This window comes from Rhizobium fabae, assembly GCF_003985135.1.
GTDB lineage: Bacteria > Pseudomonadota > Alphaproteobacteria > Rhizobiales > Rhizobiaceae > Rhizobium > Rhizobium pisi.
Genome location: NZ_ML133661.1, coordinates 135,422 through 147,928, shown reverse-complemented (window position 1 = coordinate 147,928; position 12,507 = coordinate 135,422). Strand labels below are relative to the sequence as shown.

General features: G+C 60.4%; 14 protein-coding genes and 1 tRNA gene. 8 read left to right on the top strand and 7 right to left on the bottom strand.

Translation table 11 applies throughout. From position 1 onward, the window contains the following. A partial coding sequence (locus tag EFB14_RS28820) for a substrate-binding domain-containing protein (protein ID WP_164737604.1) occupies nt 1–343 on the bottom strand: 343 nt, incomplete at its 3' end. Between the two features lie 379 nt (nt 344–722). Between EFB14_RS28820 and EFB14_RS28815 the strand changes: the two genes are divergently transcribed. Then, the gene (locus EFB14_RS28815) at nt 723–1,220 is read left to right on the top strand and encodes a DUF1993 domain-containing protein (protein WP_126829992.1); all 498 of its coding nucleotides are present in this window, start codon (nt 723–725) and stop codon (nt 1,218–1,220) included. A gap of 7 nt (nt 1,221–1,227) precedes the next feature. On the opposite strand, the gene EFB14_RS28810 is transcribed toward EFB14_RS28815, so the two are convergent. Both EFB14_RS28810 and galE read right to left on the bottom strand, forming a co-directional pair. Beyond that, on the bottom strand, nt 1,228–2,769 hold the full coding sequence (locus tag EFB14_RS28810; RefSeq protein ID WP_126829990.1) for an alkaline phosphatase family protein: 1,542 nt from the start codon (nt 2,767–2,769) through the stop codon (nt 1,228–1,230). Beyond that, complete coding sequence (galE, locus tag EFB14_RS28805; RefSeq protein WP_126829988.1) at nt 2,747–3,730, bottom strand: UDP-glucose 4-epimerase GalE; 984 nt, start codon at nt 3,728–3,730, stop codon at nt 2,747–2,749. The genes EFB14_RS28810 and galE overlap by 23 nt, the downstream gene beginning before the upstream one ends. Before the next feature lie 232 nt (nt 3,731–3,962). Here galE and EFB14_RS28800 point away from each other — a divergent pair, with 232 nt between their 5' ends. Beyond that, entirely contained in the window at nt 3,963–4,607 is a 645-nt protein-coding gene (locus tag EFB14_RS28800) for a ThuA domain-containing protein (RefSeq protein ID WP_126829986.1), read from the top strand. Nucleotides 4,608–4,668: 61 nt separating this feature from the next. Then, nucleotides 4,669–5,238 (top strand): GNAT family N-acetyltransferase, encoded by a 570-nt coding sequence (locus EFB14_RS28795; RefSeq protein WP_126830000.1) that lies wholly within the window; start codon nt 4,669–4,671, stop codon nt 5,236–5,238. Between the two features lie 84 nt (nt 5,239–5,322). Here the strand turns inward: EFB14_RS28795 and EFB14_RS28790 are convergent, their stop codons facing one another. Continuing rightward, nucleotides 5,323–5,577 carry a DUF2934 domain-containing protein gene (locus tag EFB14_RS28790; RefSeq protein ID WP_126829984.1) on the bottom strand — a complete coding sequence of 85 codons (255 nt, stop codon included), beginning with the start codon at nt 5,575–5,577 and terminating at the stop codon, nt 5,323–5,325. 199 nt (nt 5,578–5,776) lie between these two features. Between EFB14_RS28790 and EFB14_RS28785 the strand changes: the two genes are divergently transcribed. Continuing rightward, a complete protein-coding gene (locus tag EFB14_RS28785) occupies nt 5,777–7,213 on the top strand; it encodes a DUF6880 family protein (RefSeq protein WP_126829982.1) in 1,437 nt (478 codons plus the stop codon). A 30-nt stretch (nt 7,214–7,243) separates the two neighbouring features. On the opposite strand, the gene EFB14_RS28780 is transcribed toward EFB14_RS28785, so the two are convergent. Together EFB14_RS28780 and EFB14_RS28770 are read right to left on the bottom strand one after the other, a co-directional pair. Next, a complete protein-coding gene (locus EFB14_RS28780; protein ID WP_126829998.1) occupies nt 7,244–8,875 on the bottom strand; it encodes an ArnT family glycosyltransferase in 1,632 nt (543 codons plus the stop codon). A 332-nt stretch (nt 8,876–9,207) separates the two neighbouring features. Beyond that, nucleotides 9,208–9,297: transfer RNA gene (locus EFB14_RS28770), tRNA-Ser, on the bottom strand. Nucleotides 9,298–9,602: 305 nt separating this feature from the next. Here EFB14_RS28770 and rplU point away from each other — a divergent pair. The 4 genes from rplU (at nt 9,603) to EFB14_RS28750 (ending at nt 11,589) form a co-directional block, all read left to right on the top strand. After that, nucleotides 9,603–9,920, top strand: a complete 318-nt coding sequence (gene rplU / locus EFB14_RS28765; RefSeq protein WP_004676173.1) for a 50S ribosomal protein L21 — start codon at nt 9,603–9,605, stop codon at nt 9,918–9,920. A gap of 33 nt (nt 9,921–9,953) precedes the next feature. Further along, on the top strand, nt 9,954–10,223 hold the full coding sequence (rpmA, locus tag EFB14_RS28760; protein ID WP_003567620.1) for a 50S ribosomal protein L27: 270 nt from the start codon (nt 9,954–9,956) through the stop codon (nt 10,221–10,223). Nucleotides 10,224–10,348: 125 nt separating this feature from the next. After that, on the top strand, nt 10,349–11,005 hold the full coding sequence (locus tag EFB14_RS28755) for a GNAT family N-acetyltransferase (RefSeq protein WP_126829980.1): 657 nt from the start codon (nt 10,349–10,351) through the stop codon (nt 11,003–11,005). Then, on the top strand, nt 11,002–11,589 hold the full coding sequence (locus tag EFB14_RS28750; RefSeq protein ID WP_126829978.1) for a GNAT family N-acetyltransferase: 588 nt from the start codon (nt 11,002–11,004) through the stop codon (nt 11,587–11,589). The genes EFB14_RS28755 and EFB14_RS28750 overlap by 4 nt, the downstream gene beginning before the upstream one ends. 37 nt (nt 11,590–11,626) lie before the next feature. Here the strand turns inward: EFB14_RS28750 and EFB14_RS28745 are convergent, their stop codons facing one another. Then, nucleotides 11,627–12,493: an endonuclease/exonuclease/phosphatase family protein gene (locus EFB14_RS28745; RefSeq protein ID WP_126829976.1), complete on the bottom strand. Its 867-nt coding sequence runs from the start codon at nt 12,491–12,493 to the stop codon at nt 11,627–11,629. Nucleotides 12,494–12,507 lie beyond the last annotated feature (14 nt).

Here is a 12,507-nt window from a genome sequence, read left to right as displayed (position 1 = left end):
CGTTAACAGGCTGGCGGTTGACGTAAACCAACGGGATGCCAGCGTCAGCGGCGAGCTTCGACATCGCGGTGGTCGCATCGGTATCGACAGGGTTGACGATGATCGCATCGACCTTGGATGCGATGAAGTTCTGAATCTGGCTCTGCTGCTTGGAAACGTCGTTCTGCGCGTCTTCGACCTGCAGCGTGACGCCGCTCAGCGTCTTGGCATAGTCGGTCATGCCGTTGCGAAGAACGGTCAGGAAGTTGTCGTCGAACTTCGCCATCGAGACGCCGACGGTTTCTGCGTGAGCGGCCGTCGACATGACGAGCGCCATCGCAGTGCCCAGGATAAACTTTTTCATTTCACTTCCTCCACAAGCGGTGCCCGGCTGCACCCTCCTCACGCCGGAGCCCCAGGCAATTTGCCCTGAAGCCGCAATCCCCTGCATGCGCCACCTCTCCCGCGACGCTCCGCAAAACGGAACAAACAAACCGTAAAATTTGCTATGCGGAATATTCATTCCATTTTCTGGGAACGACGTCAAGCCTCTTTAGCGGCGGCGGCGAGACGAAGACGCGGGGAAAAATGCCGGGGCTTTGCCACCGGCGCCTTGCATTCCCCACATTGTGAAAGGCGAAGAGAACCTCCATCTATGGGAGGGCCGAAGGCAGGCTCATGGCCGTGGCGCCTTCGCCCTATCGCCGCGGCCGGATCATTTGAAGATTTTGGAGACAGGACAGATGTCCATTTCGATGTATCGCCTTACCGTTCCCATGTTCCAGCGCGGCCTTGCCAGCTTGAAAACCTATCTCGACAAGGCCGAAGCCTATGCGAAGGAAAAGAATTTCGATCCCGTCATATTGATCTCCACCCGGCTGGCGCCGGACATGCTGCCGCTTTCCGGCCAGTATCAGCGCGCCAGCGACAGCGCCAAATTCACCCTCGCCCGCCTGACCGCGACCGAGGCTCCGAAGTTCGAGGACAACGAGAAGACGTTCGACGAGCTACGTGAGCGCCTGGAAAAAACCGCAGCCTATCTCGCCGGCTTCTCGGCCGAAGCGCTGGAAGGAACGGAAAGCCGCCAGATCACCCTGCCGGGCAAGAGCGGTATCGTGCTGCCGGGCGACGAATATGTCGCCACCTTCGCCCTGCCGAACTTCTATTTCCACGTTGCGACAGCCCACGCCATCCTGCGCAACCAGGGTACGCCGATCGGCAAGCGCGATTATCTCGGTTAGAAAGATATCAGGGCCGGCGCTTGACCGGCCCTTTTTCCGTGAGTTCGATATAGGCGAGCGTCTGGTCCAGATGCCGCCCCCTCAGCGAAAGCAGCTTCTCGGCATAATCGAGCCGGATCGCCGCATAGGCCGGATCAGCAGCGACATTGTCGAGCTCCATCGGATCGTCGCGGAGATTGAAGAGCAGCGGCGGCAGCCCGGTGAAATGCACGTATTTGAACCGCGCGTCGCGGATCACCGCGAGATTGCATTCGTTGGATCTCAACCCGAAATACCGCTCCGCCTCGCCCCCGGCGATATCACGGAAATCAAATTCCCAGAATGCCGCATCCCGCCAGCCCTCTGCCCGCCCGCCCGTGACGAACGGCATCAGCGAGCGGCCGTCGAGCCCGTTTGCCGCTTCGATGCCGAGCCTTTCGCAAAGGGTGGGAAAAATATCCGCGGCACTGGTGAAATCGTCGACGGTTCCGCCTGCGGCAGTTGCAGGATCGCGGATCACCAGCGGAATATGATAGCTGCCGTCAAAGAAGCCGCCCTTGCCGAGCGTCCAGTGATCGCCGGCCATCTCGGCATGGTCGGAAGTGAAGACGATCAATGTATCTTCCCATGTGCCGGCATCTTTCAGGGCCTGCCAGATACGGCCGAGCTGCGTATCGACCTCCGATATCATGCCGTAGTAGATTGCCCGGATCGCCGCGAAATCCTCCGCGTTCCAGTCGCTGACCTGTCCTGTCGCACCGTAGACGAAGCTGCCCTTGTCGGAGCGCGGCATGGCATAGGCGAGATAGGGATGGCTGTCCTCTTCCGCCTGACGGTTTGGCGCACGCGCAAAAGCCGGACCGTCACCAGATTTGAACATCCGGTTGAACGGCTCCGGCACGGAGAACGGCGGATGCGGGCGCAGGAAGGAGACATGCGCAAACCAGGGCCTGTCCTGCTCGCCCATCCAGCGGATGAACTCGCCGGCCAGGAAAGCCGTCTGCGTCTCGTCGCGCGAGTAGGCCGGCGCCGCATCGGAAATTTCTCCCGGCGCAGCCCCGACGGGAATATGGATGTCGCGGCTAACGGCATTCGCGTGACCGCGGGACCTGAGCCAGGAGAGCCACTGCCTCTCGTGCTCCGGCAGTAGCTGGCGGGCGGTGAAGCCCGGCAACACGCCTTCATAGGTCGTCAGGTGGGGATCGTTCCCGTTCATGCCGCGCGGATCGGGCGCCGTGTCGGTATAGCCGAACAGCGTCGGATCGTATCCGCACCGCCGGGCCGCCAGCGCCAGATTGTCGAAGCGGGCATCGAGCGGCGAACCATTGCGGCAGACGCGATGGTTCATCTGATAGAGGCCGGTATAAAGCGTCGCCCGCGCCGGCGAGCAGGGTGCGGCCCCGGCATAATGGCGCCGGAAGAGCGTACCTTCCCGCGCCAGCGCATCGACAGCAGGTGTTTTCACGCAAGGATGCCCGACGCCCGACAGGCAATCGCCGCGCCACTGATCCGCCGTGATCAGCAGGACGTTCGGCCGGCGGCTTCGTTCAATGCTGGTTGGATTTTGCATGCCAGTTCCAGGCGGAGCGGATGATCTGAGACAGATCATATTGCGGCACCCAGCCGAGCACGTCGCGCGCCTTGTCGTTATTGGCGACCAGAGTGTGCGAATCGCCTTCGCGCCGGCCGATATATTCGACCGGGAAAGGTCTGTTCGACACGTCCTCGATCGCGCCGAGCAATTCCTTCACCGTCGTGCCGGTGCCCGTGCCGAGATTGAGTGCGACGGATTCTCCGCCTTTCAAGAGATACTCGACGGCGCGCACATGCGCATCGGCAAGATCCAGCACATGGATATAGTCGCGCACGCAGGTACCGTCGCGGGTCTCGTAATCGCTGCCGAACACCTTGAAACCTTGCCGGCGCCCGAGCGCGGCATCGATCGCCAACGGTATCGCATGCGTTTCCGGCTGGTGCCATTCGCCGATCCGGCCCTCGAAGTCGGCGCCGGCCGCATTGAAATAGCGCAACACTACCGAGCGCAGGCTCCTGTACTGGTCGTAGTCGGCAAGCGCCTGCTCGACGATATATTTCGTTCGTCCGTAGGGATTGATCGGCACCTGCCGGTGCGTCTCGTCGAGCGGCACGCTCTGCGGCAGGCCGTAGGTCGCGCAGGTCGAGGAGAAAACGAAGGCATTGACACCGGCCGCCTGCGCCGCCGAAAGCAGCGTCAGGGTGCCGATCACATTATTCTCGTAGAAGGAAACCGGATCCTTGACCGATTCGCCGACCTCGATCAGCGCTGCGAAATGCAGGATCGCCGCCGGCTTGTGCTTGGCCAGTACCTCATCCAGCCGGGCGCGGTCGCGAATATCGCCTTCCTCGGCCGGTCCCCATTTGACGAACTCGCGATGGCCGTTCGAAAAATTGTCGAAGACGACGGGCTTATAGCCCTTGTTTGCCAAGTCGAGGCATGTATGCGAGCCGATATAGCCGGCCCCGCCGACAACAAGAACCGTTTCACCTGCCATGTATCACCCTTGTTATTCAATGAGAGATAGGTGGAACCTAGACGAGATACACGTCAATAAAAAGAAAGAACTGCAATCAACCTGAACGGACAATACGTCAAATGGCGATATCGCTTCCGGCCGGCACAGGGTTCACCGCGGGGCATTGACGCGAATGTTGGCGCATTATTCGCGTGATTTGCATAATCGTCTGATCTAGTGGGCGAAGAATGATTTCGGCGGAGGGCACGATATGAAAAAGGCGATCATCGTCTGGGGCGGCTGGCAGGGTCACGAGCCTGAACAATGCGCCGGAATCGTCGCCGATCTCCTGCGCGAAGACGGATTTGCCGTCGAAGTGACCGGTGATCTCGGCATCTTCGCCTCGCTTCAGCTCGCAAAGGCTGATCTTCTCGTGCCCGTTATCACCGGCGAAACGCTTGAAAAGGCCCATGCCAGCGCCCTGGTCGAGGCTGTACGCGGCGGGCTTGGGCTCGGCGGCCATCACGGCGCGCTCGCCACTTCCTTCAAGGAAAGCGCTGCCTTCCGCTATGTCTCCGGCGTCACCTGGGTCGCCCATCCTGGCAACATCATCGATTTCCGCGTCGGCATCACCCGACAGAACGACCCTGTCATGGAGGGCATTCCCGACTTCGACTATCACTCCGAGCAATATTACCTCCACTACGATCCGAGCGTCGAAATTCTCGCGACGACGACCTTTACCGGCGCTTACGATCCGGCGGCGCGCAATGTCGTCATGCCCGTGGTCTTCAAGCGCCATTTCGGCGCCGGCCGCATCTTCTATTCCGCCCTCGGCCACGTCGCCGCCGAATTCGACCATTCCTATATGCCGCTGATCCTGCGGCGCGGTCTCGGCTGGGCCGCCCGTCAATAGAGTTGGACCGGTGGGGAGCAGGCGCTTGCCGATCATCCGGCCGCGCCATATCTTCCCCTGCATGCAGGACCGCTTTTCTTTCTTCCCGGCAACCGCCGACCGCCTGACCGATATAGAAGCGGTCTTCGACGATTGCTCCAGCGGCCGGAATTGCCGCTGCGCTTACTGGTATCTTCCGAATGCCGACTACAAAGCGGGATGGGGTGAGGGAAATCGCAGCTGGTTTCGAAGCCTCATTACCCAGTCGCGCCCGCCCGGTATTCTCGCCTGCAATGAGGACGAGCCGGCCGGATGGTGCGGTGTGGCTCCGCGCACCGTCTTCGACCGGCTGCGCCGCTCGAAACCCTTTGCTCCCGTTGACGACAGGCCGGTCTGGTCGATCAATTGCTTCATCGTCCGCAAGCCGTTCCGCCGTCAGGGCTTCTCACGCCTGCTGCTGAAACACGCCGTTGAGTTTGCAAGGGCAAATGGCGCTGAATGCCTCGAGGCCTATCCCGTCGATCAGGCGGCCCGTGCTTCGAACGGCGCCGAACTCTATCCGGGAACGCTTTCGATGTTCCTCGATGCAGGCTTCGTCGAAGTGACGAGACGCCTGCCGGCAAGACCGATCGTCCGCCTGGAATGTCGCTGACTATTCTGGTTGCAAAAATCGCTCCGTGGTTTTTCCTGTGCCATTCCGGACACGAAACCGATAAGCACCTTTGCTGAAATTGCCTTAAAGGGCCGCTTTCCGCTGCCGCTCGTTCTCGACTTCGAGGGTCGGCTCGTCATAGATCCGCATCAGCCGCCCGGCTGCCTTCAACTTCTCGATGAGATCGTTTCCATCGGGCGAGGCCTTCGTCAGCTCCAGCTGCTCGAATTCCCTCATCGCCTGCATCCAGTGGCTTTCCCCACGCCCTTCCGGCCGGCCTTCCGATTCCCACAGCGAATAAGCGCGCTGGCTGACCCAGGCGTCTTTATTATGACTCATTATCAACCCCAGCGAGAAATTTGGAAACAATATTCGACAGGCATCAAGGTGCCAAAACCGGCTTTAGGAGTCGTTACGAGGCAGCGTTAGTTTTTAGCTAATACAGAGGCGCCGAGGGATTAACCCTTGCGCACATTCCCCACCTTGGCCTCGTACCGCCTCCAAGATAGGGTCATGGCAGAAACGACGGCGATGACCCATGGCAGCCAAGACAACACTCAATGCGAAGAATCTCGAATCCCTTGGCGCCCCGCGCCTTGCCGAGCTGCTGATCGAGATCAGCACGGGCAGCGCCGCCCGCAAGCGACGGCTCCGCATGGAGCTTGCCGGCAACCACGGCGGCGTCGAGGTAGCGCGTGAGGTGCGAAAGCGGCTTGCCAGCATTGCCCGCGCTCGCACTTTCATCGACTGGCGCAAAGTGAAGGCGCTGAAAAGCGACCTGGAAACGCAGCGCAAGACGATCACGGAGACTGTTGTCGTCGATGATCCCAAAGAGGCCTTCGAACTGATATGGCAGTTCCTCGCACTGGCGGATTCAATCTTTGAGAGATCCAACGACGGCAGCGGCTCGCTCCTCCAAAGTTTTCATCAGGCTTGTGAGGATGCCGGCGCAATCGCCCTCGCCGCCAGAATCGATGTCAGCGTTCTGGCCGATAAGGTGTTCAAAGCCATGCAGGATGATGGCTATGGGCAGTACGACAACCTGATTGCGGCGATGGCGCCGGCTCTCGGCAAAGATGGCCTCAATCGCTTGAAAACCCTTTTCATCCAATGGTCCAAGGAGCCGAAAGACACGCCGGCGGAGGATAAACGCGAGATCATCGGCTGGAGCGGCGGAAGCCCGATTTACGAAGATGAGATCCACGGCAATCACCGGGATCTGACGGTGCGCATCGCTTTACAGGAAATTGCCGACGCCCAGGGCGACGTCGATGCCTACATCGCGCAGCAACCCGAGAAAACACGCAAGACGCCGACGATTGCGGCCGATATCGCCCATCGCCTGCTCTCGGCCGGGCGGGCGAAGGAAGCGCTTGAGACGTTAGATAAGGCCGACATGAGAAGCTGGACCGCCATGCCGTTCGAATGGCAGCTTGCTCGCGTCGACACGCTCGAGGCGTTGGGGAACGCAGAGGAGGCGCAGGCCTATCGATGGGAGTGCTTCGAGCGGTCATTGCATCAGGAACACCTCCGGGCTTTCCTCAAGCGACTGCCGGATTTCGACGATCTCGAGGCCGAGGAGAAGGCATTCGCCCATGCGCAGGCTTTCCCTGAGATCCACCACGCACTTGGGTTTTTCCTGAATTGGCCGGCGCCTGCTGAGGCGGCAAAACTGGTGGTGACGAGGAAGACGGAACTGGACGGCGATCTCTATGAGCTGATGACGAGGGCGGCCGAAGCTCTGGCGGAGAAACATCCGCTCGCGGCAACCATCCTCTTGCGCTCCATGATCGATTTCACGCTCGATAACAGCCGCTCCAGCCGCTATAAGCACGCGGCGAGACATCTTGCAGACTGCGCGTCCCTCGCGCCTCATATCGATGACTTTGGCAACGCAAAATCCCACGACATTTATGTCGCGGAGCTTAAGCGTCGGCACGGCAAGAAGCATGGCTTCTGGAGCCTGGTAACCTAAGGATTTGCGAGCGCCCGACTGCCGCAGCCCTTATGGGCGCGTGATCCTATAGACCAGCAAATCATCCGAATCGACAAGCTTGGTTGCGGTCTTGTTGAGATAGTCGATGACCCCGGCATGATGCTCGACGAACAGCACGTTCTGCTTGTCGGTTGCGTTCTTGGCTGCACCGAACAGATCCGCGCCCTGCGCGCGCAGGACCTCGAGCTGCGCGATGGCAGTGGCGTCATCCGCGACGAATTTCGACCATTCTTCATCGCCTCCGCCAGGCGGGAACACCCAGCCGCGCGCCCTGCTGTAGTAGATTGCGACGGGATCGCCGACCTCGGGCGCGATGGCAACGACGAGGTCGCCCGGTTGCGCCAACCGCGCCAGTTCCTCGCCAAGCAGCTTGCCCTTCATGGCGATTGGCTTCTTCATCGTCCTGACGAGGGGAACGGTCGACCAGACAAGCGTGACGGCCACGATGCAGATCGAGCGAAGTATGGCCGCCGGCGTTAGAACGGTTCTCGATGCAAACATTGCCAGAAGAAGCGCACCGCGGCCGCAGAACATCGCGACCGGTACATGGAAGATGTGGAAGTTCCACACATTGCTGGTGATCTCGCCTGCCGCCGCCAGGTAGACGATTATGGCCGCAGCCGCCCACACATAGGGAATGCGTGAAAGGGTGCGCTGCCTGGGGTCTTCGGCAGGTCTGGGCGGTATCCACAAGCCGGCCGCGAGCAGCCCCATGAACGGATAGCCGTAGAACCACAAGGCCGAGGTGTTCCACGCGGATTGGAAGTAGAAGCCATTCCTGAAGTATGTCCAGAAGCCGTCGTCCCAGATATAGCCGCCGCTGCCGGCGACATGAAACGGCGGATAGCTGCGGCCGAGATAAATCGCCCAGCTGAAATAAGCGCCGATGATGGTCAGGCTCAAGAGCCCCGACAGGAAGACCCCGCTCGCCTGCTTCCACTTCTTCTCGAGAATCCAGCAGACCGTCAGATAGAAGACGACGGCGCCGGCGGCGAGGCCTGGTGGCTTTGACAGCACGCCGAGCGTGAAGCTGACCGTGGCGAGCGGCAAGAGCCAGCCGCTGCCGCCGGCCCAGTATTTGACGAACAACCAGACGCCAAGAGTAACCAGCGCCAGCATCGCGGGATCGGGAAGGAACGAGCTGTCGATCATGATCGCCGCGGGCATCAGCGCGTAGGCCAGTGCCGCCGCGTGGGCGTGCATCTCGCCCCAGCATCGCGCCGTCAGCCTGTGCAGCGAAAACACCGTCACCAGACCGAAGAAGGCCGCAACCATGCGGCCGAACCAGTCGTGCCAGCCGAAGAGTTGGTAGAGCAGGGCGGTGAGATAGCTGACGATCTGGAACTCGCGGCCTTGATAGCTTGGCCCAGGCCCGGTCCAGCTGACCTCCGGAAAGAAGATGTTCCAGCTGCGCTGCTGAAAATTGTCGGCCATCATTGCGGTGCTGATCTCGCGCCAGCTAAAGCCGTCGACCAGCGGCAAGGTGATCTTATGGAACCTGAAGACGATCGAAATAAACAAGATCCCCAATAAGATCGCCGTGTCGGGGCTCAGGTAGTTGCGAGCAGCCATGTCCCGGTCGGTCGTCTGCTGCGGGTATTGCCGACCTTCGGCCTGATCCAATTCCGGGCCGTCCGCCATCTGAAGCCGTGTCCTCCCTGACGCTGGACGCGGCGCGATACGCGCCGGCATCGGATCGAGAGGTAGAATAGGCTGAGCGGGATCTCGCCGCCGTTGCGATCGGCCGCGGAGCCGCGCGTCGATATCACCGAGCAGCGGATTGGAAGGCTTGCGGGGCGGCTTTGTCATGCTGGCAATTCATCAGCAATGCCTTGAAAAGCAATTCGCCCAGATTGATTACTTACCGGCGGTGGTTGATTGACGGAATGTTGGTGCGGGAAGCGAAGGAGGCGGCGCGCGACTGACCCGGGCGCTCGTAGCGCAACAAATGCAAAGGTTTGAGTGCTAAAAAATGGCGGAGAGGGTGGGATTTGAACCCACGATACCCTTGCAGGTATGCCGCATTTCGAGTGCGGTGCATTCGACCACTCTGCCACCTCTCCGCGGTCTTGGTCGGCGCTTGTTCGGCGCGGGCGTTCTCATAACGAGCAAATGACAGGCTGGCAAGCCGAAAAGTCGAAACATTCCATCCTTTTGCCTTGACACCTTTTTGTCACTCGCGTATCTCGGCTGCGCAATAGGTTTGGAGAAATCCGTGCCTAGCTGGTCCTGCGCTCGCGCGGGGCTTCACCGGCAGGAAGAGTTCGAGGTTTTCCCTCTGAAATCCCTGCTTAACTTCGACTGATAAAAAGACGGCCACCTTGCTCAGCGAGCGGGGAGAGCTGGAACGAACATGAAAGGATAAAAAATGTTCGCAGTCATCAAGACCGGCGGTAAGCAGTACCGTGTGGCAGCCAACGACGTGCTGACCATCGAAAAGCTGGAAGCTGCCGCAGGCGACTCCATTGAATTCACCGAAGTGCTCGTGATCGGCGAAGGCGCCGACGCTGCGATCGGTGCGCCCTTCGTTACCGGCGCCTCTGTCAAGGCAGAAGTCGTCGAACAGAACCGCGGCAAGAAGGTCATCGCCTTCAAGAAGCGCCGCCGTCAGAATTCGAAGCGTTCGCGCGGCCATCGTCAGCATCACACGGTGGTCCGTATCACGGACATCGTGGCTGCCAAGTAAGATCAACGGGACAAGGTTTAAAGGAGAACTCCAATGGCACACAAAAAAGCTGGCGGTTCCTCGCGCAACGGTCGCGATTCCGAATCCAAGCGCCTTGGCGTGAAGAAGTTCGGCGGCGAAGCCGTCATCGCAGGTAACATCCTCGTGCGTCAGCGCGGGACGCAGTGGCATCCGGGTTCCAACGTCGGCCTCGGCAAGGATCACACGATTTTTGCGCTTACCGCCGGCAATGTGAACTACCGAACGAAGGCCAACGGTCGCGTCTACGTGTCTGTCATGCCGAAAGCCGAAGCAGCGGAATAAGCCGGTAGCGCTCAAAAACAGCCGGCGTCTCATCGACCCGGCTGGCCGTACCAGGTTCAGTCTAGAAAACAGGGGAGATGGGGCGCCATCTCCCCTTTTTCTTTGTCCAAACAGGAGGACTGAACATGCAAGGCGAAATGATAAGGGTCGACCAATCACGGTCGCCCAGGGAAGACCAGCGGTCTCCCAAGGAACGGCTGAGGCCGGAGCGGTTAAGGACCGATTGCCCTGTCTTGTTATCGGAAAGGCTCGTCATGCGCGCGCCCCACGAAGAAGACATTGACGCCCTTGCCCATCTCGCCAACAACGCCAAAGTCGCCACCATGGTATCGCGTATGCCGCACCCCTATACCGCCGATGATGCCGCCGACTTTGTTTGGCGTACGCGAAATGGCGAGATCGGTAAGTGCGTCTATGCCATCACCAAAGCCGAAAACGGCGCCTTCATCGGTTGCTGCGGCGTGGAACCGCACGACGACGGCAAGACCGTCGAGATCGGTTACTGGCTGGGTGAACCCTATTGGAACCAGGGTTATATGACTGAGGCCTGCCATGCCTTGGTCGATATGGTGTTCAGAACCCGCCAGGACGTCGATCAGATCGACGCTCGTTGCCGGGTCATGAACGTCGCCTCGCGGCGTGTCATCCAGAAGTGCGGCTTCCAGTTCCAGGGATCGGGGCTCGCCGCCTCGCTGGCGCTCGGCAGTAACGTGCCGGTCGAGTGGTACAGGCTCGACCGCAAGACCTGGATGTCGCTGAGAAGCTGGGGGAACATCGCATGAGCACGTCGGCACTGCAAAGGCCGGAAACCAAGCCGATGATGCCCGGCCCCGCGCCTGTTATTTCGACCGCCCGGCTGACGCTCCGCCCCCACAGGTTGAGCGATGCGCCTGCTATCGCGGAATCGCTGTCTGATTTCGCGATCACGCGCATGCTGTCCCGCGTACCTGCCCCCTATGACCGGCAGGATGCGCTGGACTGGCTGATCCCGGTCACATCAGGCACGCTGCCGGACTGGCCGCTCGCGATCACCGGTGCGGACGACGTCCATATCGGCAACGTGTCAATCGAGCTGCGTCACGGCCGCTGGCACCTCGGCTACTGGCTGAACCGCTATTACTGGCGGCGCGGCTATATGAGCGAGGCGGTGGCGGCGATTATCGAGCGCTTCTCGCGCCGCATGCCGGAGACGCCTGTTCATTCCGGTGTCTTCGCCGATAACCCGGCTTCGCTGCGACTGCAGGAGAAGCTCGGTTTCCGCATGACGGGTTGCGGCGAAATCTATTGTTTCGCCCGCAACACCATGGTGTCGCACATCGAAACGGTACTGCAGCCAGGCGCGCTGCAGCCGCGCAAGGTCGCCTAATCGAAAAGGAGACGCCGCCCGTCGGGCGGCGTCTTCGTCAATCGCCGATCTCGACCCATAGCGGAAAGTGATCGGAACCGCCGGATTGCGTATCGATCCGGGCAGATTTCAACCGGCCCTCCAGGCCGCAACTGACGAAACAATAATCGAGATGCATGCGTTTGCCGTGATCTTCGGGATCCATCCAGCTGTAGCTTTCCGGCCGATAGGCCGAAAGCGCCGCAAAGGCGTCGATCGGCGTGCCGATCCGGGCCACCCGACCGTAATATCCACCGGCAGCACCCGCAAGCGCGCAATATTCCGGCGATTCCGGCTCCATGTTGAAATCGCCCATGATGACATAGTCCTCCGGCAGCGGCGGCTCCGGCTGCTCGAATTCGGCCGCCCCCGTCAGCGACCCGCCCTCCTGGGCGAAGGCGTTGATATGCGCATTCAGAAATTGCAGCTGGCGGATGCGCTCTTCGGGCGAGACATGGTCGAGATGGACCGAATAGAGGCGGATCGCGCCGCCGGGAATAGCGATCACCGCCTCGGTCGCGCCTCGCTGCAGGTTGATCTTGCCGATCGTGCGGCTGCGCGGCAGAAGCAGCGTCCGGGTCGAGATAACAGGCCAGCGCGACAACACCATGTTGCCGAACTGGAATCGCGTGCCGCGCACTGGCTGAAACCCGCCTTCATCAGCCTCGACATGCATGTCGCAGGCCGGCCCATACACCCAGAAATAGTCGGGAAAGAAGGACGCAATATCGGCCGGCATGTCGGCAAAACCGTTGCGGGAAAAGCCGCGGGTTACCTCCTGCAGGGCAATGACATCCGCACCCTCGAGGCTTCGGGCAATCCGCGCCAGATCGTATCTGCCGTCGAGACCGAAGCCATACTGTATGTTATAGCTCGCAAAAATCACGATAATCTTTGACC